This window comes from Croceivirga sp. JEA036 (genome assembly GCF_011882165.1).
GTDB lineage: Bacteria > Bacteroidota > Bacteroidia > Flavobacteriales > Flavobacteriaceae > Croceivirga.
This window is the reverse complement of sequence record NZ_JAATON010000003.1, coordinates 207488-232837: the sequence shown is the minus strand read 5'-3', so window position 1 is coordinate 232837 and position 25350 is coordinate 207488. Positions and strand designations below refer to the sequence as shown.

At 35.8% G+C, this 25350-nt stretch carries 27 protein-coding genes and 1 riboswitch; of the genes, 18 read left to right on the top strand and 9 right to left on the bottom strand.

What is annotated here, in order from left to right; translation table 11 throughout:
• Positions 1-10 precede the first annotated feature (10 nt).
• From HCO57_RS09485 to HCO57_RS09470, 4 genes are read left to right on the top strand one after another with little or no spacing between them, the layout of a single operon-like run.
• On the top strand, positions 11-271 hold the full coding sequence (locus HCO57_RS09485) for a YkoF family thiamine/hydroxymethylpyrimidine-binding protein (RefSeq protein ID WP_136950541.1): 261 nt from the start codon (positions 11-13) through the stop codon (positions 269-271).
• Positions 255-887 carry a nicotinamide riboside transporter PnuC gene (gene pnuC, locus HCO57_RS09480; RefSeq protein ID WP_209066130.1) on the top strand — a complete coding sequence of 211 codons (633 nt, stop codon included), beginning with the start codon at positions 255-257 and terminating at the stop codon, positions 885-887. Before HCO57_RS09485 ends, pnuC begins: the two co-directional genes overlap by 17 nt.
• Positions 848-1411: an AAA family ATPase gene (locus HCO57_RS09475; RefSeq protein ID WP_167988839.1), complete on the top strand. Its 564-nt coding sequence runs from the start codon at positions 848-850 to the stop codon at positions 1409-1411. Before pnuC ends, HCO57_RS09475 begins: the two co-directional genes overlap by 40 nt.
• The gene (locus tag HCO57_RS09470; RefSeq protein WP_167988838.1) at positions 1408-2949 is read left to right on the top strand and encodes a DUF4301 family protein; all 1542 of its coding nucleotides are present in this window, start codon (positions 1408-1410) and stop codon (positions 2947-2949) included. The genes HCO57_RS09475 and HCO57_RS09470 overlap by 4 nt, the downstream gene beginning before the upstream one ends.
• A 27-nt stretch (positions 2950-2976) precedes the next feature.
• Here the strand turns inward: HCO57_RS09470 and HCO57_RS09465 are convergent, their stop codons facing one another.
• Complete coding sequence (locus HCO57_RS09465) at positions 2977-3600, bottom strand: hypothetical protein (RefSeq protein WP_167988837.1); 624 nt, start codon at positions 3598-3600, stop codon at positions 2977-2979.
• Between the two features lie 254 nt (positions 3601-3854).
• On the opposite strand from HCO57_RS09465, the gene HCO57_RS09460 reads away from it, so the two are divergent.
• Positions 3855-4154 carry a hypothetical protein gene (locus HCO57_RS09460; RefSeq protein WP_136950545.1) on the top strand — a complete coding sequence of 100 codons (300 nt, stop codon included), beginning with the start codon at positions 3855-3857 and terminating at the stop codon, positions 4152-4154.
• A 136-nt stretch (positions 4155-4290) separates the two neighbouring features.
• A complete protein-coding gene (locus HCO57_RS09455; protein ID WP_167988836.1) occupies positions 4291-5661 on the top strand; it encodes a sigma-54-dependent transcriptional regulator in 1371 nt (456 codons plus the stop codon).
• On the opposite strand, the gene HCO57_RS09450 is transcribed toward HCO57_RS09455, so the two are convergent.
• Complete coding sequence (locus HCO57_RS09450; protein ID WP_167988835.1) at positions 5650-8037, bottom strand: hybrid sensor histidine kinase/response regulator; 2388 nt, start codon at positions 8035-8037, stop codon at positions 5650-5652. The genes HCO57_RS09455 and HCO57_RS09450 overlap by 12 nt on opposite strands.
• Before the next feature lie 152 nt (positions 8038-8189).
• On the opposite strand from HCO57_RS09450, the gene HCO57_RS16750 reads away from it, so the two are divergent.
• The 3 genes from HCO57_RS16750 to HCO57_RS09440 all read left to right on the top strand — a co-directional run bounded on the left by HCO57_RS16750 (position 8190) and on the right by HCO57_RS09440 (position 12146).
• Positions 8190-8315 (top strand): hypothetical protein, encoded by a 126-nt coding sequence (locus HCO57_RS16750; RefSeq protein ID WP_262887816.1) that lies wholly within the window; start codon positions 8190-8192, stop codon positions 8313-8315.
• A 297-nt stretch (positions 8316-8612) separates the two neighbouring features.
• Positions 8613-8706: riboswitch (TPP riboswitch) on the top strand.
• A 95-nt stretch (positions 8707-8801) separates the two neighbouring features.
• A complete protein-coding gene (locus HCO57_RS09445) occupies positions 8802-11033 on the top strand; it encodes a TonB-dependent receptor (protein ID WP_167988834.1) in 2232 nt (743 codons plus the stop codon).
• Between the two features lie 117 nt (positions 11034-11150).
• Positions 11151-12146 (top strand): Gfo/Idh/MocA family protein, encoded by a 996-nt coding sequence (locus tag HCO57_RS09440; protein WP_167988833.1) that lies wholly within the window; start codon positions 11151-11153, stop codon positions 12144-12146.
• Here HCO57_RS09440 and HCO57_RS09435 read toward each other — a convergent pair.
• Complete coding sequence (locus HCO57_RS09435) at positions 12143-12580, bottom strand: Rieske (2Fe-2S) protein (protein WP_136950550.1); 438 nt, start codon at positions 12578-12580, stop codon at positions 12143-12145. The genes HCO57_RS09440 and HCO57_RS09435 overlap by 4 nt on opposite strands.
• A 169-nt stretch (positions 12581-12749) precedes the next feature.
• On the opposite strand from HCO57_RS09435, the gene greA reads away from it, so the two are divergent.
• Together greA and HCO57_RS09425 are read left to right on the top strand one after the other, a co-directional pair.
• Positions 12750-13226, top strand: a complete 477-nt coding sequence (gene greA, locus HCO57_RS09430; protein ID WP_136950551.1) for a transcription elongation factor GreA — start codon at positions 12750-12752, stop codon at positions 13224-13226.
• A gap of 72 nt (positions 13227-13298) precedes the next feature.
• Positions 13299-13691, top strand: coding sequence for an HIT family protein (locus HCO57_RS09425; protein ID WP_136950552.1), 393 nt, complete (start codon positions 13299-13301; stop codon positions 13689-13691).
• Here the strand turns inward: HCO57_RS09425 and HCO57_RS09420 are convergent.
• Entirely contained in the window at positions 13688-14029 is a 342-nt protein-coding gene (locus tag HCO57_RS09420) for a hypothetical protein (protein WP_167988832.1), read from the bottom strand. The genes HCO57_RS09425 and HCO57_RS09420 overlap by 4 nt on opposite strands.
• A 3-nt stretch (positions 14030-14032) precedes the next feature.
• Positions 14033-15178: a sensor histidine kinase gene (locus HCO57_RS09415; protein ID WP_167988831.1), complete on the bottom strand. Its 1146-nt coding sequence runs from the start codon at positions 15176-15178 to the stop codon at positions 14033-14035.
• A gap of 121 nt (positions 15179-15299) precedes the next feature.
• Between HCO57_RS09415 and HCO57_RS09410 the strand changes: the two genes are divergently transcribed.
• Positions 15300-15683, top strand: coding sequence for a DUF3127 domain-containing protein (locus HCO57_RS09410; protein ID WP_136950555.1), 384 nt, complete (start codon positions 15300-15302; stop codon positions 15681-15683).
• A gap of 140 nt (positions 15684-15823) precedes the next feature.
• Positions 15824-16498, top strand: a complete 675-nt coding sequence (aat, locus tag HCO57_RS09405; RefSeq protein WP_209066124.1) for a leucyl/phenylalanyl-tRNA--protein transferase — start codon at positions 15824-15826, stop codon at positions 16496-16498.
• On the opposite strand, the gene HCO57_RS09400 is transcribed toward aat, so the two are convergent.
• The 4 genes from HCO57_RS09400 to HCO57_RS09385 all read right to left on the bottom strand — a co-directional run bounded on the left by HCO57_RS09400 (position 16472) and on the right by HCO57_RS09385 (position 18781).
• A complete protein-coding gene (locus HCO57_RS09400; protein WP_167988830.1) occupies positions 16472-17152 on the bottom strand; it encodes a DUF2490 domain-containing protein in 681 nt (226 codons plus the stop codon). The genes aat and HCO57_RS09400 overlap by 27 nt on opposite strands.
• Positions 17139-17663 carry a hypothetical protein gene (locus HCO57_RS09395; protein WP_167988829.1) on the bottom strand — a complete coding sequence of 175 codons (525 nt, stop codon included), beginning with the start codon at positions 17661-17663 and terminating at the stop codon, positions 17139-17141. Before HCO57_RS09395 ends, HCO57_RS09400 begins: the two co-directional genes overlap by 14 nt.
• A gap of 43 nt (positions 17664-17706) precedes the next feature.
• The gene (locus HCO57_RS09390) at positions 17707-18270 is read right to left on the bottom strand and encodes a DNA-3-methyladenine glycosylase I (protein ID WP_167988828.1); all 564 of its coding nucleotides are present in this window, start codon (positions 18268-18270) and stop codon (positions 17707-17709) included.
• A 118-nt stretch (positions 18271-18388) separates the two neighbouring features.
• Positions 18389-18781, bottom strand: coding sequence for a hypothetical protein (locus HCO57_RS09385; protein WP_167988827.1), 393 nt, complete (start codon positions 18779-18781; stop codon positions 18389-18391).
• Positions 18782-18973: 192 nt separating this feature from the next.
• On the opposite strand from HCO57_RS09385, the gene HCO57_RS09380 reads away from it, so the two are divergent.
• The 5 genes from HCO57_RS09380 to HCO57_RS09360 all read left to right on the top strand — a co-directional run bounded on the left by HCO57_RS09380 (position 18974) and on the right by HCO57_RS09360 (position 25302).
• Positions 18974-19648, top strand: coding sequence for a TetR/AcrR family transcriptional regulator (locus HCO57_RS09380; protein WP_167988826.1), 675 nt, complete (start codon positions 18974-18976; stop codon positions 19646-19648).
• Between the two features lie 3 nt (positions 19649-19651).
• The gene (locus tag HCO57_RS09375) at positions 19652-21334 is read left to right on the top strand and encodes a peptidase domain-containing ABC transporter (RefSeq protein ID WP_136950561.1); all 1683 of its coding nucleotides are present in this window, start codon (positions 19652-19654) and stop codon (positions 21332-21334) included.
• Entirely contained in the window at positions 21327-22682 is a 1356-nt protein-coding gene (locus HCO57_RS09370) for an HlyD family secretion protein (protein ID WP_167988825.1), read from the top strand. The genes HCO57_RS09375 and HCO57_RS09370 overlap by 8 nt, the downstream gene beginning before the upstream one ends.
• Positions 22663-24081 carry a TolC family protein gene (locus HCO57_RS09365; protein ID WP_167988824.1) on the top strand — a complete coding sequence of 473 codons (1419 nt, stop codon included), beginning with the start codon at positions 22663-22665 and terminating at the stop codon, positions 24079-24081. Before HCO57_RS09370 ends, HCO57_RS09365 begins: the two co-directional genes overlap by 20 nt.
• A 96-nt stretch (positions 24082-24177) precedes the next feature.
• Positions 24178-25302 carry an esterase-like activity of phytase family protein gene (locus HCO57_RS09360; RefSeq protein ID WP_167988823.1) on the top strand — a complete coding sequence of 375 codons (1125 nt, stop codon included), beginning with the start codon at positions 24178-24180 and terminating at the stop codon, positions 25300-25302.
• Positions 25303-25350 lie beyond the last annotated feature (48 nt).

Genomic DNA, 25350 nt, shown 5'->3' with positions numbered 1-25350 from the left:
AACAAAAACCATGAAAATTTCTGTAGAGCTAACCTTGTCGCCTTTACAAGACGATTTTGAACCTATAATCATCAGTTTTATCAAAAAACTCCGTGACTCTGGTCTTACCGTGCAAGAAAACGCATTAAGTACCCATGTTTATGGGGAGTATGATAAGGTCATGGCCTTGTTAACAGAAGAGATTAAAGAAGCCTTGGAATTGATGGAACATGGTTTGCTTTATATGAAAATAGTAAAGTCTGACCGAAGCTCTTATGAACCAAATTTTTGATTTTTTCCTTTCCGCTTATCAAGGAAGAAGTTGGTCTTTAATTTTACTAGAAGCTACCGCCTTTTTCTTTGGTATTGCTTCTGTAATTTATGCCAAGAGAGAAGATATTATGGTGTACCCAACTGGGTTGGTGGCAACAGTGATTACGGTATATCTATTTTATGTAGACCGTTTGTTTGGAGACATGATGATGAATTTCTACTACTCCATAATGAGTATTTATGGTTGGTGGAACTGGTCTAGGACTAAAGAAAAACAGCAAGTTGTAGTTATTTCTAGAACCAACACTAGAGAAAAAGGTATTGGTTTTATCTTCTTTTTATTAACCATGTTTATTACGTATAGTGTTTACCAGTGGTTTGGTAAGGCGTTAGAGATACCTAATTATATAGATATTGTTACCTCTGGTATCTTTTTTACAGCTATGTGGTATATGGCAACAAAAAAGTTAGAAAACTGGACGTTGTGGATTGTGGGCGATTTAATTACGGTACCTTTATATGCCTATAGAGGATGGGGAATGTTTGCATTGCAATATTTTATATTTACCCTATTGGCTATTCAAGGATACAAACAATGGAAGAACAGCTTAAACAACAGCCCAGCAACCTCCTAAAAGTTGTGCTTTTTGGGCCAGAGTCTACTGGTAAAACAACCTTATCCAAAGCACTTGCTGCGCATTATAACACCAAATGGGTTCCAGAATACGCCCGTGAATATTTACAAAACAAATGGGATAGAGAGCAAAAAGTCTGTGAGCCAGAAGACTTGCTACCCATAGCGGCGGGACAAATGCAATTAGAGAATCAACTTTCTAAAACAGCAAAAAATATATTGATTTGCGATACCGATTTATTAGAAACTAAAGTGTACTCAGAAGCGTATTATCTAGGGTATTGTGATCCATTGCTAGAAAAGTATGCGCTAGAAAATAATTATCAGTTGTATTTGCTTACCTATATAGATGTACCGTGGGAAAAGGATGATTTAAGGGACAAACCGACTCAAAGAGAAGAAATGTTTGCTTATTTCCACAAAACCTTAAAGAAGTATGATAAGAATTTTGTTATTTTAAAAGGTAGTCGTGAAGAACGATTACAAACAGCTATAAACATCATCAATAAACTACTGTCAGCATGATAAAACTATCTACCGAAGACCAAAATCAACTAAGTAAAAAAGGCATTTCAGAGGAAAAAGTACAACAACAAATAGCCACATTTAAAGAAGGTATTCCGTTTGTAACTTTAGATAAAGCCGCAGTGGTAGGCGATGGTATTGTAAAACTATCAGAACAAGAAGAAAAAGAACTTACTGCTTTATTTGATTCAAAAAAGAACCAACTACACTTATTAAAGTTTGTACCTGCTTCTGGAGCCGCTTCTAGAATGTTCAAGGCTATTTTTAATTTTGTAGATGCTTACAATCCAAAGCAAGGAAGTCTAGATGCCTATATAGATAAAACCGGAGATAAGGCGGTAAAAAAATTTAGAGACGGTATGCCTAACTTTCCTTTTTATATGGCACTTATGCAAAAAATTGAAGGTGCTTATAACTCAGAAGATGAGAAAGTACATCTTTTTGCTAAAGAAATGTTGGCAGAGGAAGGGCTCAATTATGGTTTTTATCCTAAAGGGTTGTTACCGTTTCACTTGTATAAAGATGGGAGTGCAACGCCTTTTAAAGAGCATTTAAAAGAAGCTGCTTTGTATGCTACTAGTGAAGGTATGGCAAATTTACATTTTACCATTTCCCCGCAGCATCAAGAAATGTTTACAAAAGAAGAGGCGAAATCTGCACCCGAAATAAACAAGGCAACCGAGACTAATTTTTCTATTACATATTCCAATCAAAAGCCGGCTACAGATACCATAGCTGTAAACATGGATGATACTCCCTTTCGTAATGCAGATGGGAGCATTCTTTTTAGACCTGGAGGTCATGGAGCGCTAATAGAAAATTTAAATGATCAAGAGGCAGATATCATATTCATAAAAAATATAGATAATGTAGTGGTAGAATCTAACCTTACCGCAGTAGCAGAAAGTAAAAAAATACTTGCGGGATTGTTATTGAAAATTCAAGAGCAGGCCTTTGTGTATGCCTCGGAATTAGAGAATGATAAGGTTTCAGAAGACAAATTGGAAGAAATAACTACTTTTTTACAAGACAAGTTAAATGTGCGTTTTTCGTCAGATTTTAAACAGTTATCTCCAGAGGAGAAAATTACTCAACTTAAACAAAAGATAAATAGGCCTATCCGTGTATGTGGAATGGTAAAAAACGAGGGTGAACCCGGTGGTGGTCCATTTTTCATTAAAGATACAGAGGGCAACGTTTCGCTTCAAATTATAGAATCTGCTCAAATTAATAGTAAAGACGGTGCTCAAATGAGCATTTTGCAAAACAGTACCCATTTTAATCCAGTAGATTTGGTTTGTGGAGTTAAAAATTTTAAAGGCGAAAAGTATAATCTGTTAGAATATGTAGATACTAAACAGGGCTTTATAACAGGTAAGACCAAAGAGGGTAAGGAGCTAAAAGCATTAGAATTACCAGGTCTTTGGAATGGTGCTATGGCATTTTGGAACACTATATTTGTAGAAGTACCGTTGGTAACTTTTAACCCAGTAAAAACGGTAAACGACTTATTGAAACCTACACATCAAGTACAATAAAAAATTACCAGTAACAAAAGGACGGATTTATAATCCGTCCTTTTTTATACTAATACCTGTAGGAGTAACAGGTAATGCTATAAGCCAATCATTACCATATTTATCCAATAAATAGTTAGCTAAAGCAGCATTATGTTTTTGCGCATTGGCAAAGCTTATTGGGTCAATTGCACAGTTTTTAAATATAAAACCAATACCAAAGTTTTTTTTAAATGCAGCCTGCCTTTTATTATCTGTGGGTAATATGGTATGGATAATAAAATTTAAAGTGTCTTTAGCCAGCTGCTCTTCTATTACAGTTGGTGTTAGTTCATAGCCGTAAGTATTTGTAACAAATGGAATACTACTATTAGAATCTAAAAGAGTTATTGTTATAATAGATTTGTTTTTTAGGAGTTTGGGAGCATTTATAGATGCAAAAAAGCCCTTACTTACAAAATCTAATTTGTATCTGCCTTTTTGTGGTAATAGAACTTGTCTTGTGGCCGTATTTGTAAATGCTATTTTTTGCTGGGTTTCTTCAATTATTAGAAATCCTTTTTGAAATGCAATATCTGTTTTGTTCTTAAATTGAACGGTAACTGCAACTTCTTTGGCAAAACTTATTTGAGTTGAAATGTACAATACAAATAGAAGGATAAACCTGAGCATATTAAAAATGGTTTTTTTAAAAGACGATGGCCAAAAAAGAATGTGACAAAATCTTATAAAGTATACATATTGTTGTTTCCTTTTTACACACTTTGTGTATTGGGATACAGTGTTTTATACACTATGCTAGAATTTAAAATTAGCATATAACATTGACAATCAATAACCTATGCTTTTTTTGCTGTGGTGCACTAATTCTGGTATTATTTTTCCTCTATACCTAGAACAAAGTTTAACATTAAAACACAGACAAAATGAAAAAGTTATTTTTTGCCACAGCATTAGCAATCGGAAGTTTATCAGCAGTAACAGCTTCTACAGCTACTTTACACGACGGAATCATGAGCGAGGTAATCGCAGAAGAATTTAAAGAAATAGCAGTGTCTGACCTGCCTGCTGCTGTATCTGATGCAGTTGAAACTGATTTTGCTGGTGCTACCATCAACAAAGCATACATGAACGAGAATCAAGAATTTAAACTAGAAATCACTGCTGCAGACGGTTCTGAGCAAACCTTATACGCAGATGCAGAAGGTAACTGGCTAGATATGTAATATATCCGCTTAAGTTTATTACGCTGAAAAGACCGCAATTGCGGTCTTTTTTTATGCATTTGTATTCACTTTTAAGATTTTTTAATGGCTTTGCAGACTTAGGCAATACTATCTTTGTATAGTAACCCCATCTTATATGCCAAATATTTTAGTAGTAGATGATGACGTTGCTTTTTGCAACATGCTCAAAGGATTTTTAGAACGACAAAATTTTTCTGTTTTACATTCCTTTGGTTTAGAAGATGCGCTACAAAAATTAGAAAATACCCCTTTTACTGTTTTATTGACAGATTTAAGACTACCCAACGGCTCTGGCATAGATTTATTAGAAATTGTAAAATCTAAACAACCCAATTGTCATGTAGTGGTAATGACGGGCTATGCAGAAGTAGGTAGCGCGGTGGACGCAATGAAGAAGGGAGCGGCAGATTATATTGCAAAACCATTTGCTCCAGATGCTTTACTGAACATTATCAATAAATTAATAGCGAATAATCATACTGCTACAAACAAACAAAAATCTGTAGTACCTAAAATTAAAATTGAGAATGCAAAAAGCACTACAAGAGTAGTAGGAATAAGTGAAGCTGCAGAAAAACTTAATGAGCATATTAATTTGGTGGCACCCACCAACATGTCCGTTTTCATTAATGGAGCTAGTGGCACAGGAAAAGAAGTTACAGCAAGGGCAATACATGAAAATAGTAGAAGATGTAACGGCAATTTTATTGCGGTAGATTGTGGCGCAATACCCAAAGAATTGGCTGCTAGTGAATTTTTTGGGCATGTAAAAGGTAGTTTTACAGGAGCTGTAGAGGATAAAATTGGCTGTTTTGAAGCAAGTTCTGGTGGAACACTTTTTTTAGATGAGGTAGGCAATCTTTCTTATGAAAATCAAATTCAGTTATTACGTGCACTACAAGAACGTAAGATTAAAAAAGTAGGAAGTACCAAAGAAATTTCTGTGGATATTAGGCTAGTAACTGCTACCAATGAAGATTTGCAGCAGGCTGTTGCACAGGGTAAGTTTAGAGAAGATTTATACCACCGTTTAAATGAGTTTACTATAAATGTCCCTGCCCTAAAAGAAAGAAGGGCAGATTTACCATTATTCTTAGATTATTTCTTAAATAAAGCGAACGCTGAGCTAGATAAAAATATTATCGGGTTTTCTGCCGATGCATTACAAAAACTAACACAATACGCCTGGCCAGGTAATTTAAGAGAATTGCAAAATCTAGTGAAAAGAATGGTATTGCTTTGCCAAGAAAATGAAATTACGGTTAATCTATTGCCGCCCTATATTAAGGAAGCTGTTTTAAAAGAAACACAAACTTCTGGCGCCATAGACGAATCTTTAATTTTAAACAAGGAAGAATTAGAGAAAAAAAGAATTTTAAAGGCACTAGAGCAAACAAAATATAATAAAACAAAGGCCGCGAAACTACTGCAAGTTACCCGTAAAACCTTGTACAATAAAATTGCGCAATACAAACTAGAAGTTTAAATAAGCTTTTAATTCATTCAAAACATTTTCTAAGGCTTTGGTGAAATGCTCTTTTGATCTTGTTTTTGCTTCTGCTTCTAATTGTTCTAAGTGGGGGATTACTTCGCTTATCTGCAACAACCTAAACATAGGTAGCATTTTGTGAGCAATTTCTTTAATGACAACCTGATTTTTACTTGCCAATGCATGCTCTATTAGGCTATAATTTTTTAAGGTTTCTTGATAAAAGATTCTTAAATTTTCTCTTAATTTTTCATCTAACTGTGCAGGGTCTAAAAAGCCTGTTAATGGTTCAGTATTTAAATAGTAAAACGTTTGTTTTGTGGTGTTTTTAACCGTGTCTACTGTAGATGCTATTTTTAAGTGGTTCATTAATGCAGATTGCAGCTCTCCTTTAGAAAAAGGCTTGTACAATAGTTGAGCAAAACCTGCCTTTATACAGCGGTGTGCATTTAAAGTTCTATTTCCAGTCATTGCTATAATTGGCTGCCCTTTATAATGCGGCATTTGCTGTTTAAATGCGTGTAAAACCTCAAAACCCGTGTTAGTTGGCATTTGCATATCAGTAAATACAATATCATATTCAAAACCTATCGTTTTTGGAACATCAGAAAGCTTGGTAAAGGTCTTGTGAGGAATGTTTAACTGTTCTAAAAAGGTAGATAGTAAGGCTAAAAGACTCGTATCATCATCAATTAATACTACTTTTTTGGAGCTGTAATCTGTAGATTTGGAACGGGAATTAGTTTCAATATGTTCTACAGGTACTTCTACATAAAATGTAGTTCCTTTGTTTTCTTCACTTGTAAAAGATATTTTCCCGCCTAAAAGGTGTGTAAGTTTCTGCGCTATGGTAAGTCCCAAACCATAACCTTCTTTCTTTACATTCGTTTCTGCTTGCGTAAATTCGTTAAAAATGGTTTGCTGTATCGACTTAGGTATTCCGCTGCCTGTATCTGCAATGGTTATCTTTAACTGGGCATCCTTTTGTAGGTCGGCATTAATTTTTACATAACCATTTTGGGTAAATTTAAATGCGTTAGAAATTAAATTAGTGAGTATTTGGCGTAATCTAAATGGATCTGTTTTAAAGGTTTGCTGTAATGTTGCTGCTATGTCTAATTGTAATGCCACAGCGGTATTTGCTGGCTTTAGGCTCGTTGCAATCTCCTCTATCAGTTGAGCTGGGATAAAATTTGTGGGTTCTATAAGTAATTTGCCAGCCTCTAACTTAGAAAAGTCTAATAAATCATTCGCTAATTTATTTACATGGTTAGCAGCTACCTGTATGTTGCTTATGTATTTTTCGGTGTCTTCTTTTCGGTTTGCCGTTGGCAGTAAATCTGCATATCCTTTTATAACTCCTAAAGGGCTACGCATATCATGACTTACAGTTTTAATAAGCTGCTCCCTGCTCTGCAGTAATTCCTTGGTGTACGTATTTGCAGCTTCTAATTGTGTGCTTAGTCGTTGTACTCTTCTAAAATCTCTAGTGATAAAATAGATGGATAATAGAATGATAATAAAAGCGAGAATGCCTAACCACTTAATATTTTTAGTGCTTTTTTTTAGGGCGATGGATTGTTCTAAGTTTGCATTTGCAGTAATGGCTAAAACTTCTTGTTCCAAAGTGCTCACTAAGTCTCGCAATTTTTGTGATATTTCTATATCAGTACGTAATATTTGATATTCTTTGTTCGCTATTTGTTGATTTTGGCGCAAGTGTTTTTTACGTGTATCTAGTAGTAAATCTTGAGTAGCAATTAAGATGCTATCTACCATCTTACGTTCATTTTCTGCACCCTCTTCTCGTTTGGCATTTTCATTTAGTAGTTCCGCATAGGCAATCACACTTTTTTGTGTTGCTTCTGGTAGTTGGTCAAAATTGGGCACCAAAGCTCTCGGGGTTATAGTGCCCACGGTAGCCTCTAATGTTTTTATTTTTAAGATGAGACTGTCTAAAGACTTTTCTGCATAGTTCTTTGTTGCTAATCGTCTAAGTTGGTCGTTATTGGCTACTTTCTGCTGTAGTAATATGGCTAAACTATCTAGTAGCGAAATATGTTTGTTGCTCTCACTGCTAATTTTTAGAGTGTCTATCAAAAAAAGAATGCTGTCTACTTTTACGGCATAGGCTGCAAAATCTTTTTTTGTATTGCGTTGCAGAGCTAATTTAGATAGACTTTCGGCAGTATAAATGTCATTAGTAAGCGTACTTATTTTTAAAAGGCGCTCCTCCTTTGGATTAATTTTTTGCGTTTTAGGCAGTATATTTTCTAACTCCAAATAGAAAAACCATCCAGCTAAAATGGCTAAAGATGCTAATACTATATAGCTTAAGACAATCTTTACAATAAAATTTTTACGTTTTTCCAAACCTGTGCTAAATGCCCAAATTTATTGTGGTTTCAAAGTTTTGAGCACCAATAAAAAGTTAATTGTTAACCCAAACACGTAAATTTTTTTCTTAAAAATGTGACCCATTTAAAAAAGGGGTGTCTTACTTATAGAAACAAAAAATAAGAGACGTGTTAAAGTCTATCATTTACGGACTAGCATTTTTAACAGCATTGGCAATAGCATCTCATTATTTAAATGAAGAAAAGACAATTAGGGTTGAGGCAAAAATTGTTACTGCAGAAGTTCATAGATAAGTTATTCACATTCCGTTTTAGCCACTAGGCTAGCGGATCATTGGTTGGTTGATTTGGTTGGAAGGGCCGTACGGTTCTCACCTTACGGTCCTTTTCTTAAAAAAAGCTGCCATTATAAACACTTAAGATAATGCTATATTACACTAACCATGCGTTGTCTAAGGTCAATTACAAACAAAGATAATTTTCCATGTTATCCTTGTACCCCGAATCAAAATAGTTTGTTAGATTGATCCTTTTAAGGCTGTCCCCAGGGCGGCCTTTTTTGTTTTTTATATTTTAGGTATTACATTTGCCGCCATCTCAAAGGGGTGCTGCTTTTGAGTGGCTGAGATTATACCCATTGAACCTGGGCGGGTAATGCTGCCAAGGAATTACGCGGTTAGCGTTTATGGTAAAAAGCATCTAGTAAAACTAGAAGCAAAGCAAAAATTAGCTAAAACAGAATAATAACCCCTTTTATTCGTATTTAAATTACGAATCAGAATGAATTATTCATTAGTAAAAAGGTGCTGTAGCATAGCTTTAAAACAAAGCGTTTTTGGGATATTATTTTTTGGATTACAACTAGTTGTAGCACAAAATCAAGCTCCAGATACTACTCAAGGAACCAAAGTGGTACTAGATGAGGTTTTAGTGCAAGCAGTAAGAGTAACTAAAGCCACACCCGTTACATTTTCAGATTTAGATAAGGAAGAAATAGCTCCAAGAAATTTAGGACAAGATATTCCCATTTTAATGAACTTTTTACCTTCTGTGGTTACTACATCAGACGCTGGTGCAGGGGTTGGTTATACCGGGATTAGGGTAAGAGGTTCTGATGCTACCCGTGTTAACGTAACCATAAATGGTATACCGTACAACGACGCTGAATCTCAAGGTACTTTTTGGGTAAATATGCCAGATTTTGCATCCTCCACAGAAAGTTTACAGTTGCAAAGAGGTGTGGGGACATCTACTAATGGAGCGGCTGCTTTTGGAGCTAGTTTAAATTTGTTAACAGATGCTATTTCAGAAGAAGCATTTGCGCAAATAGGAAGCTCTATTGGGAGTTACAATACCTTGCGAACCAATGTAAAATTTGGGACAGGTTTACTTAGTGACCATTTTGAATTCTCTGGCCGACTTTCTAGAATTACTTCTGATGGGTACATAGATAGAGCATCTTCTGATTTAGATTCTTATTTTTTACAAGGCTCTTTTAAAGATGATAATACACTCATTAAAGCACTACTTTTTGGTGGGCACGAGGTTACCTATCAAGCATGGTATGGTTTTGAACCAGAATATGTGGCTGCATTAGGGGCAAATCCAGATATAAAAGAGAATCCAACATATAACGTTGCTGGAGTTTATTTTGATGACGCAGGTAATATTCAGTTTTATGATAAAGAAGAGGATAACTACAAACAAGATCATTTTCAATTACATTGGAATCAAAAATGGAGTGCAAACTGGAATACCAACATAGCAGTTCACTTTACTAAAGGTAGAGGTTATTTTGAACAATTTAAAGAGGACGATGATTTTGCTACCTACGGTTTTACACCTTTAGAGGTGAATGGGGAAGAGTTGAATACAACAGATGTAATTAGAAGAAGATGGTTAGATAACGATTTTTATGGAACAGTTTTTTCTGCTAATTATGTAAATGATGATTTAGACCTGATTATAGGTGGTGGTTGGAATGCCTATGATGGCGACCATTTTGGAGAAATTATTTGGGCAAGGTACGCCACGGATAGCGAAATAAGAGACAACTACTATTTTGATCAATCGCGTAAAACAGATTTTAATAGTTATGTAAAAGCTAATTACAAGTTAGATGAGCATTGGAGCCTGTTTGGAGATGCTCAATATAGGTCTGTTAGTTATACTGCCAACGGAGAAGATACGGGATTGGTAGATGATGATTTCAACTTTTTTAATCCTAAGGCGGGTATTACTTTCGATTTAAATAGAAACAATAATTTCTATTTTTCTTACGCAAGAGCAAGTAGAGAGCCTAATCGTAACGATTATGAAAACGGTACTCCAAAACCGGAAAAACTCAATGATTTTGAATTAGGATGGCGTTATGTAAGTCCATCTTTTCAAGTAAACACTAATGTTTACTACATGCGCTACCAAAACCAGCTGGTTCTAACTGGGGAATTAAATGATGTTGGGGCACCTGTACGTGCTAATGTAGGAGATAGCTACAGATTAGGATTAGAGATTGATGCAGCATACCAAAGAGACTGGTTTACATGGCAAGGAAATATAGCACTAAGTGATAATAGAAATTTAGATTTTTTCTTTACTAGAGACGGAGAATTGACAGATTTAGGAAATACTAAAATTGCCTATTCTCCTGGATTGGTGGTAGGAAACGTAATTGGATTTAAACCTGTAGAGAATATGCAGTTTTCTTTTTTAACCAAATTAGTAGGTGAACAGTATATGGGGAATATAGATGCTGCGCGTTCTAAATTGGATAGTTATTCTCAAACAGATTTTAACATACAATACAGCATCCCAACTAATGGTTTTGTTAAGAGTGTGGTCTTGTCTGGTTTAGTGAACAACATATTTGATCAACACATAGTTTCTAATGGGTATTTTTATACGTACGATGACGATTGGAGTACTGAAGGAGTTATAACAACTATAGAAGGTGCTGGGTATTATCCGCAGGCTGGAATAAATTTCTTGTTGGGCGCATTGGTTAATTTTTAACTTTGCATCCACACCCTGAGCACCGAGATGATGTAAACTATTTGGTGTAGTTCCCCCAATTGTTTCGATTTGTGAAGGGTGTTTCTGCTTAATATAGTCTAAAATACTTCTACTATAATGCAAGCATCTGAGTTTTTCACACACAAGCCAATACGTTGGGGCATAGTGGGTTGTGGCGCGGTTACAGAAGTTAAAAGCGGACCTCCTTATCAATTTACGCCACACTTTGAACTACGGATGGTAATGCGTAGAGATGCAGAAAAAGTGGCAGATTATGCTAAGAGGCATCAGGTGCCAGCTTTTACAACAAAAGCAGAAGATTTAATCAATTCTCCGGAAATTGATGCAATTTATATTGCTACACCACCGCATTTACATAAAAAATTTGCGCTAAAAGTAGCTGCAGTTGGCAAGCCCTGTTGTATAGAAAAACCCTTAGCACCATCTTACAAGGAGGGTTTAGAAATTTATGAGGCTTTTGAAAAGAAAGATATTCCGCTTTTTGTAGCGTATTACCGTAGGTCTTTACCCCGTTTTTTAAAGGTGAAAGAATGGTTAGATAGTAGCGCAATTGGTAGACCAAGACACATTCATTGGTTAAAGACTAGAAATGCAAGTTCTTTAGATAAAAACAAACACTATAATTGGCGTACAGATGCCAATATTGCGCCAGCAGGCTATTTTGACGATTTAGCGAGTCACGGCCTAGATTTATTTTGTTTTCTATTAGGTGATATCACTTCGGCTAAGGGTATCGCTATAAATCAACAAGGGTTATATACCGCTAAAGATGCAATTTCTGGTGTTTGGGAACACGCTAATGGAGTTTTGGGTACAGGCACTTGGAATTTTGCTACGCATGAGCCAAAAGATGAGGTGGTGATTCTGGGTGAAAATGGAGAAATTAGATTTTCTGTCCTAGGAGAAGAACCGGTGATACTAAAAACAGCAACACAAGAAGAAAGTTTATTTATTCCTCACCCTAAGCATGTACAAGAATTTCATGTGCATAATATACAGCAACACTTGCTTGGAATTTTAGAGCATCCATCTACAGGGAAAACGGCATTGCATACCAGTTGGGTTATGGATAAGATTTTAGGAGCTATTTAGTTAGAAATTATTACAGAACTGCCAGCCACAGTTGTGTTGTAAAACAAAAGGTCATAATAGCGCTGACCGTCATCAGGTCTGTTTAGCATGGACCCAGAAAATAAACTGTATTCATAGTCATCACAACTACAAACCACATTTGACCCATCTAAAGTCATAGTAGAACACTCATTAGGAGCATGATTAGGGCAACTGGCTTCAAACGCAAAAAAAGTGTCTGGCCCAGTACGCATCACAAAAGCACCGCGAGTGCCTACACCATTATTTCCCACATAAATGGGATTACCAACACTGTTTAGATTACTGTAGAGGGGTAAATTAAGGTTGAGTTCAAACCGGAAGCCCACCTCTTGTAAAAAGGGATTTCTGTTTGTAGTGTTTTTATCGCATCCAAAAAGCAAAAGGGTGACAATCAGTAAAAAGAAATATCTCATCCTAAAAATTTGCCGTAAAAGTGGTCAAAAATTATGTATATTTGCGTTAATCCTCTCTAAAAATCACGATATGGTGGTTGTGCAGAGGATTTTTCAATTAATAAATAAAGCGTAACGTAGGGAAAAGACAATTTTTCTCCTGCGTGTTTTTGCTTAAATTATAAGATATATGTCAAAAGTTTCATATTATACTCCAGAGGGATTAAAGAAGTTGAAGGAAGAGTTAGACCAACTTAGAGATGTAGAAAGACCCAAAGCATCCCAAGCTATTGCAGAAGCAAGAGACAAAGGCGATTTATCAGAAAATGCAGAGTATGACGCTGCCAAAGAAGCTCAAGGCCTTTTAGAAATGAAAATTGCCAAGTTAGAGGAAACCGTTGCCAATGCAAGAATTATAGATGAGTCTCAACTAGACACCTCTAAAGTATTGGTGCTTTCTACTGTAAAATTAAAGAACCAAGCCAATGGCATGGAAATGAAATATACCCTAGTTGCGGAAAGCGAAGCTAACCTTAAAACGGGTAAAATATCCGTGACCTCGCCTATTGGTAAAGGGTTATTAGGTAAATCTGTGGGCGATGTAGCAGAAATAAAGGTGCCTAACGGAACTTTACAATTTGAAATATTAGAAATAACCCGAGACTAGGTTATTTCGTTTTAATGAATATCTTTAATCCTGTCTACTAAAGACAGGATTTTTTTTGGTAAAAACATAACTATGGCGAGCATTTTTACAAGAATTATTAATGGCGAAATACCCTGCTACAAAATAGCGGAAGACGAACAGTTTTTTGCGTTTCTAGACATTAACCCCAATGCAAAGGGGCATACGCTCTGTGTACCTAAAAAAGAGGTAGATAAGTTATTAGATTTAGACGAAGAAACGTATATGGGGTTAATGGCGTTTTCTAGAAAGGTAGGTAAAGCTATAGAGGCAACAATAGATTGTAAGCGGGTAGGGATGACTGTAATCGGTTTAGAAGTACCTCACGTACACGTGCATTTAATTCCCTTACAAGGCATGCATAATGCCACTTTTAAACATAAAGAAAAAGTAGAGGCAGTGGAGTTGGAAGCAATAGCAGCAAGCATACGTGCAAATATGGCTTAAGCAATTAAAAAATATGTACCTACACCTACCGCAACAACCGCTAGGGTAATTAATACAAATGTAAGTGTAGTTGGTTTGGTTGCCTTTTTTTCCGGAGTAGCTAGTTTATTGTAATACTCAAAAACCCGTTCTATATCTTCGGTCCAGTTTACAGGGTAAATCATAGAATAACAAGTTTTACATTTAATCTCATGAGAAATTTGAGATGTAATTCTATGAAAAAAAGCATTGTAGGTATGTTTTTGGTAAAAGGTTAGTTTTAGTAACTGGTTGTAACATTCTGGGCAATTATTGGTAAGCTCAACTTCTTTAATTGCAATATTTTTTTCTTTTGCCATGGCCTACTTTGTTTTTAATAAAATCTGCATTACTGTACCTTCTTTGCTAGATGTTAATACTTTAATTTTTCCCTTATGGTATTCCTCTACAATTCTTTTAACTAGAGAAAGCCCTAATCCCCAACCTCTTTTTTTTGTGGTTACTCCAGGATTAAAAATTGCATTAAATTCACTTTTTGGTATTCCGTGTCCGGTGTCTGTAATAGATATAGAAACATAGTTATCTTTTAAGGCAATGTGCAAGTCTATATCTCCTTTTCCACGCATGGCATCTATGCCATTTTTAACTAAATTTTCAATGCTCCAGTTGTATAGCGGTGGATTTAAAGGTACCAATAATTCATCTATTTCTGTTACAAAGGAAAAACGGATAAGTCTAGAACTCCTTTTTTTAAGATACTCGTAAGCTTTCCGGGTTTCTTCTACAATATCATGTGGTTTAAGTTCTGGCATAGAGCCAATTTTAGAAAAGCGTTCGGTAATGGTTTGTAGGCGATCTATGTCTTTAGCAATTTCTTTGGTAATTTCCGGATTAATAGCTTCAGTTTTTAATAGCTCATTCCACCCCAATAAAGAGGTTAATGGTGTTCCTATTTGGTGTGCCGTTTCTTTAGCCATACCTGCCCAAAGTTTGTTTTGTTCAGAAGCTTTATTTGTTTTAAAAAAGAAAAAAATGACGGTCGCAAAAAGGCAAATGATAAGTAGCAATGCCAGTGGATAAAACTTTAGTTTGTTCAACACTTCAGAATTACCGTAATACAGTGTTTCTAACAGTTCACCTCCTTGTATAATTTGTATGGGAGTATTTTCACTTTTAAATTGGGCAATTTTATTTTGAATATAAATAGAGTCTTTCCCTAATTCTGCAGGTATGTTGTGCGTTTTTATGGAGCCTTCTTCATTTACCAAAATCATAGGAGTAGAGGTGTTGTTGCCTAATACTTTCAGCGTAAGGTCTCCTAATTCTTTATCTACTGAGCTTTGTATTAATTCTGATTGAGCGGTGGCCCAAATTTCCATTTTCAAACGTTCTTCTTCTTTAAACTTTTTAAAAAAGCTGTTGGTGTTCCAAAGAATTAGCGCTACAAAAATAAAAGCGGATAGGAGTAGCACTAGGTTAGAAGTACGTTTTCTAGGATTGAATTTCATTCCATAGGTTGTATGGGATTAAAGATAAAGCAAAATGTATTAATTGTTGAAAACATCCGCTTGTTGCATTTTAAATTTAGCCTCTAAATTGCCTATTTTTGAAGTCAATAAATAGTTTTAGATGGAAGTTCAGGGAAGAATTAAAATGATAGACGAAACTAAGACCTATGGTAACAATGGTTTTAGAAAAAGAGAAGTTGTGGTAACCACAGAAGAGCAATACCCACAACATATTTTAGTTGAGTTTGTACAAGATAAGTGCGATTTATTGAATTCTTACCGTGCAGGACAAATGGTGAAGGTGAGCATAAACCTTAGAGGTAGAGAGTGGACTAATCCACAAGGTGAAACTAAGTATTTTAACTCTATCCAAGGTTGGAGAATAGAAAATTTGGAACAACAAGCTCAGGGTGGAGACAACAGTATGCCACCAGTACCTCCTATGGAAGCTTTTGAGCCTGCCGATGATTTTAACGATGAAGACCATGACGATTTACCTTTTTAATTAAAAAAAGTTTAATACATAAGTAAGCCATCAGTTATGGATGGCTTTTTTATTTTAAAGCGTTAGCTATTGTTGCGAATAAGCACTAAAAGGGGTTGTTTAAATGATTTTATTTAAATAGTTTTCTAGAAAACAAACTGATGGACCCAAGTGGCAAAAACGCAATTTACTATCTAGATGATAGGTTGTGGTTTCCGCCAATAGCACATGCTAATGCAGAAGGACTTTTGGCGGTTGGTGGGGATTTATCTCCTGAGCGACTATTATTAGCCTATAAGAGCGGAATTTTTCCTTGGTTTAATGATGACGCTCTTATCTTATGGTGGTCTCCTGATCCAAGAATGGTACTTTTTCCAAATAAAATTAAAATCTCTAAAAGTATGCGTAAAGTACTAAGGGATAATCAGTTTAGATTAACCATTAATCAAGACTTTGAGTCGGTGATAATCCATTGTGCTAAAAAAGACAGAAAGGACCAAGAAGGTACATGGATAACAGATAAAATGATAACGGCTTATATGGACTTGCACCAACGTGGATTTGCTACTTCTTATGAGGTTTGGCAGCAAGATAGATTAGTTGGCGGTTTGTACGGTGTAGATTTAGGTCATGTCTTTTGTGGAGAGAGTATGTTTAGCCTTACTAGTAATGCTAGTAAGTTTGCCTTTATACATCTGGCGCAACACCTATCCCATAAAAAATACAGCATAATAGATTGTCAAGTTTACACAGAACACTTAAAATCATTGGGTGCGGAAGAAATAGACAGAACAGTCTTTTTATCTTATTTAAATGGAAATATTGAGGGTGGATAGGAAGAATAAAATGTGATGTTGGCCCTCTAAAGCATCTTCCAAACGATATTCTGTACCTATTTGTACCTTACACGTATCAGACAAAAACCAACCCAATTGTAAAGTTAATCTTTGGTCATATTCTGGATTCATTTTTTTACCTACACTAACTAGGGATTCCCAATTGCCTACTAGGTAAGTTTCCCCTAAATCTAATCGTTCTCCATTTAGTGGTAAATCCAATGAAAATCGATATCTAAATCTATGAATAAAGTTATTGGTTGTGATACGTTGTTCCGTTCTAAATCGGTGTCCGTATCTCAGGCTAAATGGTTTTATGGTAAAATCGTATTGTTGGGTAAAGCGCAATTCGTTCGCTTTAGCTTCAAAGGCTTCCCTAAATCTAAATTGAACACCCAAAGCTATACTTTGATTGTCCATTAGTTTATAATTACTAAAGTGAACTGCATCTATTTGTCTTACTGCTAGACTAGCTTCCTCATTTCTGTAAAAATAGCTGCGATTTTGAACACTGTAATTTTGGCTATAAAAAGGACTTACTTTGTAGTTCAAAGCAATTTTTGGCTGTAAATATCCTGTAAAATCTTGTCCTTGAACACTGCAAAAACAGAAGAGGAATAATAGTAGAAATTCCCAATATTTAATACCGTACATAGTCGTATTTTTGGGGAATACTTTCTCTGCTATAAAGATGTTGCCCTGCTGCATTAAACAGAATTTCTATTTCTTTGAAGCCTTTTTTGGTGCGGTAGGCAACAATCATCTCATAACGTATTTCTTTGGTAAGTAGGTTTTGAAAAGCATTTTTGAGTGTAGTCTGGGCACCACTGATATTAGGATAATGTTGCTGAATTTTTTTAATGCGATAGCGACTAAATTTGCTATTTAAATATACCTGCATTACCTCCCAACTGGCATCTGGTATATCTATTTCTTCAATAATATATTCTACATCTTCTAGTACACCATGCGCATCAAACTCTACGCTATAATGTATTTTGCCAGATTTAAATTTGGCCTCATAAGAAAGTTTGTCGCCGTCTTTCTCTTGATAAAAGCGTAAGTGCTTAGAATTGGTTAAATAAGGGACTAACCTGCTATAAGCACTAGACGGAAATTCATCTTCTGAAATACGGATTTCTCGTTCGTTTTTAGTTTGTGCCATAAGGGTAAGGCAGTACATTAAAGAGAAAAAAAATAGAAGCACTTTAGATTTCATCATACCTAAAACAAGAAGTTATGTGGTCATTTACCATGCCTGTAGCTTGCATAAATGCATAAACTACAGTGCTGCCAACAAATTTAAAGCCTCTTTTTTTTAGGTCTTTACTTAAGGCATCAGAAATAGGAGTTGTAGCAGGTATTTCTTTTAAGCTGGTAAAATTATTCTTTATTGGTTTATGGTTTACAAATGACCATATATAATGACTGAAAGAGCCAAATTCTTCTTGCGTTTGTATAAACGCTTGGGCATTGGTTATTGTGGCACTTACTTTTAGTTTATTGCGTATAATACCAGCATCCGTAAGCAGGTCGTCTATCTTAGATTGAGGATAAGTGGCAATCTTTTTGTAATCAAAGCCATCAAAAGCAGCTCTAAAGTTTTCTCGTTTTTTTAAGATGGTAATCCAACTTAGACCAGCTTGGAAGGTTTCTAAGACTAGAAATTCAAATAAAGTAGCATCGTCTTTAACAGGAACACCCCATTCTGTATCATGATATGCCTCATATAACGGGTCTCCTATGCACCAGCCACATTTAATTGAATCCATCAGGTTTAATTTTTAGGAGAAAGGTAGAAAGTTTTTATAAATTAAAAATGGCGAAACATATAAAAGCCCCTAACTGCAGTTACAGTTAAGGGCTTTCTAAAAACACTAACCAAATTTACTACTTAGACATCTCTTTTTTATTACCTGCGGTCAAAAGTAATTCTCCGTTATTTACAGCACCATTAAGGTCAGCTGTTAAAGTTCTGTAAGCATTGAAGAATTTTTTGCCATCTACCTTTTTAAAACGAACTTCTGTTGCGCCTTGTTTATTTGTTTTAATATCTGTTACCTCTACGGCATTGTAGTGTATGCTAGATAGATTAGCAATACCACCTTTTTTGATAATAAAGTTCTTTTTTGGAACATTTACATACTTAAAATCAGAACCAGACGGTTCCCCAATAGTCATAATAGTTCCCACATTTACTTGGTCTTTAAATGATTCTTGCGCTTGTAGCCCAATGCTCATGAGAAAGGCACACAAACCAAATGCAAATAGTTTTGCTTTCATAGTCTTTAAATTTCTGTTGTTGTTCATTATTTATTTGTCTTTTGAGTAGTAAGGCTTGTTTTGGCCACCTTTAAAACTCAAAGTAAAGATACTGTGATGTTAGTTTATCTCAAAGTAATGCAATTGTTAAAATTAGTTAAGCTATTAGGATGTAATAGTAATACTATTATATTTGCGGTCTATTTTAAAGTTATGGATAGATTATTACAAAATATTAAGATTGCTATTAATGATAATATTTACGTAAAGGATCCGGAATCTTCCGAACTTGGCCGTAGAATTATTGAGTACAGTATTGTTCTAATAGATGAAATAGGGTTTGAGGCCTTTACTTTTCGTAAATTAGGAGAACGGATTGGTAGTAATGAAAGTTCTATCTACCGTTATTTTGAAAATAAACACAAACTGCTGGTCTATTTGTCTTCTTGGTATTGGGGGTGGTTAGAGTATCAATTGGTATTCGCAACTCATGGAGTTCCAGAACCAGAAGAGAAACTATCAAGGGCCATAGAAATTATCTCTAGAAATAAGGTAGAGGATCAAAACTTTGGCCATATTAACGAGGTTTTATTAACTAGAATTGTAATTAATGAATCGTCCAAGTCTTACCTGACCAAGGAAGTAAAGCAAGAAAACCGAGATGGTTATTTTGTTATTTACAAAAGAATGGTACATAGGTTAGAAGAGATGATACGCACTTGCAATCCCAATTATAAGTACACTACAAGTTTGGCGAGTACTATAATGGAAACTTCACTGCATCAACATTTTTTAAAGGAACATTTACCATCATTAACTAACGGTGGTGAAGATAATGCCACCACGACCTTTATTAAGGAAATGGTTTTCAGTACGATTAAAAAATAACTAATGGCAAAAAACATTCTCTCTGCTTGGCAACGCTTATTGGGCTTGCTAAAATTGGATAAACGAGACGTTATCCAAGTATTCTATTACGCCATCTTTGCAGGTTTGGTCAACTTATCTTTACCTCTTGGTATACAGGCAATCATTAATTTAATACAAGGAGCACAAGTAAGTACATCTTGGATTGTTTTGGTGGTTTTGGTGACCTTAGGGGTGGCCTTTGTTGGGCTATTACAACTAATGCAAATACGTATTATAGAAAACGTACAACAAAAGATTTTTACAAGGTCTTCTTTTGAATTTGCTTATCGTTTTCCAAAAATTAAGATGAGTGAGTTGTATAACTATTATCCACCAGAACTGGCAAACCGATTTTTTGATACCCTGACTGTACAAAAATCACTTTCTAAAGTTTTAATAGATTTTCCGGCAGCCCTGTTACAAATCATATTTGGGTTGTTATTACTTTCTTTTTATCACCCATTTTTTATTGCCTACGGTATTTTATTGATGTTGCTTATATATGTGGTGTTCAAATTTACAGCGCAGCGTGGATTAGATACTAGTTTAGAAGAATCTAAGAACAAGTATAAGGTAGCGCACTGGTTGCAAGAGATAGCCAGGTGTATTGTAAGTTTTAAATTATCTGGCAAGACCAGTCATGCGGTAGACAAGAATGACACATTGGTAGTGAAATACTTGGAGGCTAGAGAAGGACACTTTAAAATTCTGGTGCTTCAATTTGCACAGATGATTGGCTTTAAAGTATTAGTTACAGCTGGTTTACTGTTAATAGGGGGGTTGCTGGTACTTAACCAAGAAATGAATATTGGCCAGTTTGTAGCCGCAGAAATTATTATTCTTTTAGTAATTGGTTCTGTAGAAAAGCTAATTTTAGGATTAGAAACGTTTTACGATTTGCTTACTTCCTTAGAAAAAATAGGGCAAGTAGTAGATAAAGAATTAGAGCCACAAGATGGGGAGCGGCCATTTAAACAGAATGAGGGCTTTAATGTAGAATTAGCAGAAGTTGGTCTTGCGGTGCCTGGTAAGGATAAAAAAATAGTGAACAACGTAAACCTAACTATCTCTCCAGATTGTACCATTTTATTGCATGGACCAATAGGCTCTGGTAAATCCAGTCTGTTAAGGATGATTGCAGGGATTGTAGAACCAACAGAGGGTAATATTTATATCAATAATGTAAAACTAAAAGGTATCAATCTTAATTATTATCGGGCCCATTTAGGGCAATCTTTAAGTGAAGAAACGCCTTTTGAGGGCACCATTTGGGACAACATTACTTTTGGGGATAAAGACATTACATCAGAAGATGTGTACTATGCTTTAGAAAGAACCAAGCTTACCGAATTTGTTAAGCAACAAGAAAAAGGATTAAAAACCATATTGTATCCAGAGGGGCAACAAATTCCGTTTACCATTGCCAAAAAAATAATTTTAGCAAGGAGTATTGTAAAGAAACCGAAGCTTTTAGTACTTAAAGACCCGTTGGAGCAAATGGAAGAAACTGAGGCAGAAGAAATCATGAGCTTTTTAACGGACCCTAAGAATGGATGGGCCTTGGTTATCGTTAGTGAAAATCTTAAGTGGCAAGACTATTGCGATAGGATTATTACTATGGTGAATGGGCAAATAGTAACCGAAACAAGAAATAGTAATGCTTAATATATCTCATAATAAACTTAATAGAACGGTAGATTTAGAGCGTTTTAAGTCTGCTAAAAAGGTGTTTCATCAAAGACACTATGTCCATTTTAATCGCTTTTTAGCCGCTTTTTCTATTGTGGTATTCATTATTCTGTTTTTACCTTGGACACAAAATGTTTCTGGTAAGGGAGCCCTTACAACGCTAACACCAGAGCAACGCCCACAAACCATACAATCTCCTATTCCCGGGCGTATAGAAAAATGGTATGTGCGCGAAGGTGATTTCGTAAATAAAGGTGATACCATTTTGCACATTTCTGAGGTTAAAAACGAATATTTTGACCCACAGTTGGTAGAACGGACAGGCCAGCAATTAAAAGCTAAAGAAATGGCGGTGACCTCTTATCAAGGTAAGGTTAAAGCTTTGCAGACACAAATAGGTGCCTTATCTAACGAGCGTAGACTAAAATTACAGCAAGCGCAAAATAAACTGCAACAAAGTAGGCTTAAAGTATTAAGTGATAGTATTGATTTAGAAGCGGCAAAAACAAACTTAACCATTGCAGAAAGGCAATACAACCGTACAGCACAATTAGAGCAAGAAGGCTTAAAATCGTTAACAGATGTAGAACAAAAGCGTTTAAAGCTACAAGAAACTCAGGCTAAACTTATAAGTCAGGAAAATAAATTGTTGGCAAGTAAGAATGATGTGATTAATGCGGAAGTAGAAATAAATAGGGTGCAAGCTTCATATACAGATAAGATAAGCAAAGCGCAGAGCGATATGTTTACAGCACAAAGTAATCAGTTCGATTCTGAAGCACAGGTATCCAAATTAGAGAACGATTTTACCAACTATAGCATAAGAACTGGGATGTATTACATTAAAGCACCGCAGAGTGGGTATATTAATAAAGCTATTCAAGGCGGGCTTGGGCAAACTTTTAAAGAAGGTGAAGCGTTGTTGGGTATTATGCCGTCTCAGTATGATATGGCGGTGGAAACCTACGTTTCTCCTATAGATTTGCCCTTGTTGCAATTAGGAAATACCGTTCGTATTCAGTTTGATGGTTGGCCTTCTATTGTTTTCAGCGGCTGGCCTAACGTTTCTGTAGGTACCTATGGTGGTGAAATTGTAGCCATAGAAAACTTTATCAGTCCTAATGGTAAGTACCGAATATTAGTAGCGCCAGACCCAGAAGAAGAACCTTGGCCAGAACAATTGCGAGTAGGTTCTGGAGCCAATACTTTGGCCTTATTAGATGACGTACCTATTTGGTTTGAAATTTGGAGACAGCTAAACGGTTTCCCTCCTAACTATTATCAACCTGATACCGTAAAAACCGATGCTAAAGCTAAAAAGTAATATAAAGTATTTCTGCGTAGCAATACTCTTTCTACTAGCTACGGTGGGGTATGCACAGTCAGCGGATGCTATTTTAGGATTTGAGGAGTATTTGGGGTATGTAAAAAAATACCACCCTATTGCTCGGCAAGCACAATTAACGCTATCGGTAGGGCAAGCTAATTTGTTAAAAGCCAGAGGCGGTTTTGACCCAAAGATTCAGGTAGATTATGCCAAGAAAGAGTTTAAGGATACTGAATATTGGGACCGTTTAAATGCCACATTTAAAGTGCCTACTTACTTTGGTTTGGAGTTTAAGGCAGGGTACGAAAATTATGAGGGTACTTATATCAATCCAGATGAAACGGTTCCGGAAGACGGTTTGTATAGTGCAGGTGTTACCATGGATGTGCTACAGGGTTTTTGGGCTAATGAACGCATGGCGACCCTACGCAAGGCAAAATTCTTTAGAGAGCAATCTAAAGCTGACCAAGATATTTTGGTAAACCAAGTGTTGTACGATGCTTCTCTAGCATATTTTAATTGGTTAAAGGCCTATGAGCAGGCCCAAGTGTATCGGGAATTTATAGAAAGTGCACGCTTGCGCTTAGAAGGAGTAAAAAAGAGTGCATTAGCAGGGGATAAAGCAATAATAGATACCGTAGAGGCAAGAATAACCTACCAAAATAGGAGGTTGGGCTTGGAACAAGCTAATCTAAACTTTACCAAAGCGCGATTGGCATTATCTAACTATTTGTGGATAGAAAATGTACCTGTAGAAGTGCAAGAAACGGCTATACCCGAAGAAGAAATTAGTCAGTCCTTAGATGTGGCGCTAGATTTGTTAGGAAAGACGAAAGATAGTTTTGCTATCGAAAATCATCCAAAATACCGTTCGCTAGATTTCAAGGTTAAAGGTTTGTTAGTAGATAAAAGGCTCAAGGGGAACAAATTATTGCCTAAGTTAACTTTGGAGTATAATTTTTTAACAAGCGCGGTGCAAGATTTTGAGACGTTGAATACACAAGACTATAAAGGCGGGCTTAACTTTAGCTTTCCCTTATTTTTAAGAAAAGAAAGAGGTGATTTAAAATTGGCTAAATTAAAATTGCAAGACGCTGAGTTTAATAGGGACTTTGCGCAGGTAAGCATTCAAAATAAAGTAGAAGCTATTTATGCAGAGTTAGACTCTTATCAAAACCAAGTGACTATGATAGATACCATTGTTTTGGATTATAGGACGTTGTTAAATGCAGAGGAACGTAAGTTTGGTTTTGGAGAGAGTTCCTTATTCTTAGTAAATAGTAGGGAGGGTAAATTGATAGATGCACAGTTAAAGCAGATAGAAATGTGGAATAAGTATTACACTGCAAAGGCAGATTTATTTAAAAGCTTAGCGATTAACCCAATTAACCCCTAGTTGGCCTTATTATAATTACTTAATAATAGTTTGTTGACCTAGATTTAAATGTAATCTGATTTTGATTTATCAATTTGCGAATCAAAATCAACACGAATGAAACTGAATTTGAATACACTTTTGGTACTAGGTTTAGGTGCCTCTCTTTTTTCTTGTGATTATGTAGATGATGTTATTGGGGAAACACCCAAAGATAGCATCGCTTTGCGGTATATAGATGAGTACGTAATTCCAGATGGTACGCAATACCAGAATACCGTTTTTGGGGGTATTTCTGGATTGGACTATGATGGTACAACATGGTACATGATAAGCGATGACCCTAACCAACCCCGTTTCTACAAAGGAGCTATAACGTTTAACGAAGATGGTTTTAAAGAGGTTGCCATAAACGATGTAGTTTTCTTTAAGGACCAGCTAGGTAATCAATTGCATGACGGTATAACAGATCCAGAAGCTATTAGAATAGATGGTAATACAATTATTTGGACAAGTGAGGGCAACATCAATAACAACTTACCTCCATCTGTAAATTTTGCTAATCTTAACGGAATGTTTACTGGCGAGGCAATTTTAAGAGACGCTTATTTACCACAGAATTCAGAAGAAAAAGGCCCTAGGCACAATGGTGTTTTTGAAGGTGTTTCCTCGGCAGTAGATGGTGATGGGTATTGGGTAAATATGGAGTTGCCTTTAAAACAAGATGGCTCAGAGCCTTTATTAGAAGATACAGATTCTCCAATACGTATTGCTTTTATAGATAAAGCTACCGGTAAATTCGGGAAAGAATTTGCCTATGAACTAGACCCTGTGGTACGCCCAGCAACCAATGGCACCTCTTTTACTGTGAATGGAGTGGTAGAAATTTTAGAATATGAAAAAGATAGATTTTTAGTACTTGAACGGTCCTTTGCTACAGGTTATGCGGACGGTGGTAACGATGTAAAAATTTATGAAGTTGATGCAACAGACGCTACAGATGTAAGCAACATGGAATCTTTAAAAGGTGCCACTTACAAGCCTGCAAAAAAGACTTTGTTGTTTGATTTTGAATCGGTAAGAAATCGTTTAACACAAAGTATTGTAGATAATATAGAAGGTATTGCTTTTGGACCAGATTTTGCTAATGGTAACAAGTCCTTAGTGCTGGTGGCAGACAATAATTTTAGTGCTTTTGGACCTCAGTTGAACCAATTTGTACTGTTAGAGCTACAGAAGTAAGTGTTTAAAACAAATGTCGCTAAGGCCATCCTTTTTGGGGTGGCTTTT

Excerpts from the sequence above, each read along its gene's own strand:
- pnuC (WP_209066130.1), top strand. The coding sequence starts at position 255 with ATGAACCAAATTTTTGATTTTTTCCTTTCCGCTTATCAAGGAAGAAGT.
- HCO57_RS09375 (WP_136950561.1), top strand. The coding sequence starts at position 19,652 with ATGGCAAAAAACATTCTCTCTGCTTGGCAACGCTTATTGGGCTTGCTA.
- HCO57_RS09440 (WP_167988833.1), top strand. The coding sequence starts at position 11,151 with ATGCAAGCATCTGAGTTTTTCACACACAAGCCAATACGTTGGGGCATA.
- HCO57_RS09385 (WP_167988827.1), bottom strand. The coding sequence starts at position 18,781 with ATGAAAGCAAAACTATTTGCATTTGGTTTGTGTGCCTTTCTCATGAGC.
- HCO57_RS09395 (WP_167988829.1), bottom strand. The coding sequence starts at position 17,663 with ATGGCACAAACTAAAAACGAACGAGAAATCCGTATTTCAGAAGATGAA.
- HCO57_RS09485 (WP_136950541.1), top strand. The coding sequence starts at position 11 with ATGAAAATTTCTGTAGAGCTAACCTTGTCGCCTTTACAAGACGATTTT.
- HCO57_RS09475 (WP_167988839.1), top strand. The coding sequence starts at position 848 with ATGGAAGAACAGCTTAAACAACAGCCCAGCAACCTCCTAAAAGTTGTG.
- greA (WP_136950551.1), top strand. The coding sequence starts at position 12,750 with ATGTCAAAAGTTTCATATTATACTCCAGAGGGATTAAAGAAGTTGAAG.
- HCO57_RS09420 (WP_167988832.1), bottom strand. The coding sequence starts at position 14,029 with ATGGCAAAAGAAAAAAATATTGCAATTAAAGAAGTTGAGCTTACCAAT.
- HCO57_RS09425 (WP_136950552.1), top strand. The coding sequence starts at position 13,299 with ATGGCGAGCATTTTTACAAGAATTATTAATGGCGAAATACCCTGCTAC.
- HCO57_RS09455 (WP_167988836.1), top strand. The coding sequence starts at position 4,291 with ATGCCAAATATTTTAGTAGTAGATGATGACGTTGCTTTTTGCAACATG.
- HCO57_RS09445 (WP_167988834.1), top strand. The coding sequence starts at position 8,802 with ATGAATTATTCATTAGTAAAAAGGTGCTGTAGCATAGCTTTAAAACAA.
- HCO57_RS09465 (WP_167988837.1), bottom strand. The coding sequence starts at position 3,600 with ATGCTCAGGTTTATCCTTCTATTTGTATTGTACATTTCAACTCAAATA.
- HCO57_RS09435 (WP_136950550.1), bottom strand. The coding sequence starts at position 12,580 with ATGAGATATTTCTTTTTACTGATTGTCACCCTTTTGCTTTTTGGATGC.
- HCO57_RS09415 (WP_167988831.1), bottom strand. The coding sequence starts at position 15,178 with ATGAAATTCAATCCTAGAAAACGTACTTCTAACCTAGTGCTACTCCTA.
- HCO57_RS09470 (WP_167988838.1), top strand. The coding sequence starts at position 1,408 with ATGATAAAACTATCTACCGAAGACCAAAATCAACTAAGTAAAAAAGGC.
- HCO57_RS09380 (WP_167988826.1), top strand. The coding sequence starts at position 18,974 with ATGGATAGATTATTACAAAATATTAAGATTGCTATTAATGATAATATT.
- HCO57_RS09400 (WP_167988830.1), bottom strand. The coding sequence starts at position 17,152 with ATGTACGGTATTAAATATTGGGAATTTCTACTATTATTCCTCTTCTGT.
- HCO57_RS09460 (WP_136950545.1), top strand. The coding sequence starts at position 3,855 with ATGAAAAAGTTATTTTTTGCCACAGCATTAGCAATCGGAAGTTTATCA.
- HCO57_RS09370 (WP_167988825.1), top strand. The coding sequence starts at position 21,327 with ATGCTTAATATATCTCATAATAAACTTAATAGAACGGTAGATTTAGAG.
- HCO57_RS09410 (WP_136950555.1), top strand. The coding sequence starts at position 15,300 with ATGGAAGTTCAGGGAAGAATTAAAATGATAGACGAAACTAAGACCTAT.
- HCO57_RS09365 (WP_167988824.1), top strand. The coding sequence starts at position 22,663 with ATGCTAAAGCTAAAAAGTAATATAAAGTATTTCTGCGTAGCAATACTC.
- aat (WP_209066124.1), top strand. The coding sequence starts at position 15,824 with ATGGACCCAAGTGGCAAAAACGCAATTTACTATCTAGATGATAGGTTG.
- HCO57_RS09390 (WP_167988828.1), bottom strand. The coding sequence starts at position 18,270 with ATGGATTCAATTAAATGTGGCTGGTGCATAGGAGACCCGTTATATGAG.
- HCO57_RS09360 (WP_167988823.1), top strand. The coding sequence starts at position 24,178 with ATGAAACTGAATTTGAATACACTTTTGGTACTAGGTTTAGGTGCCTCT.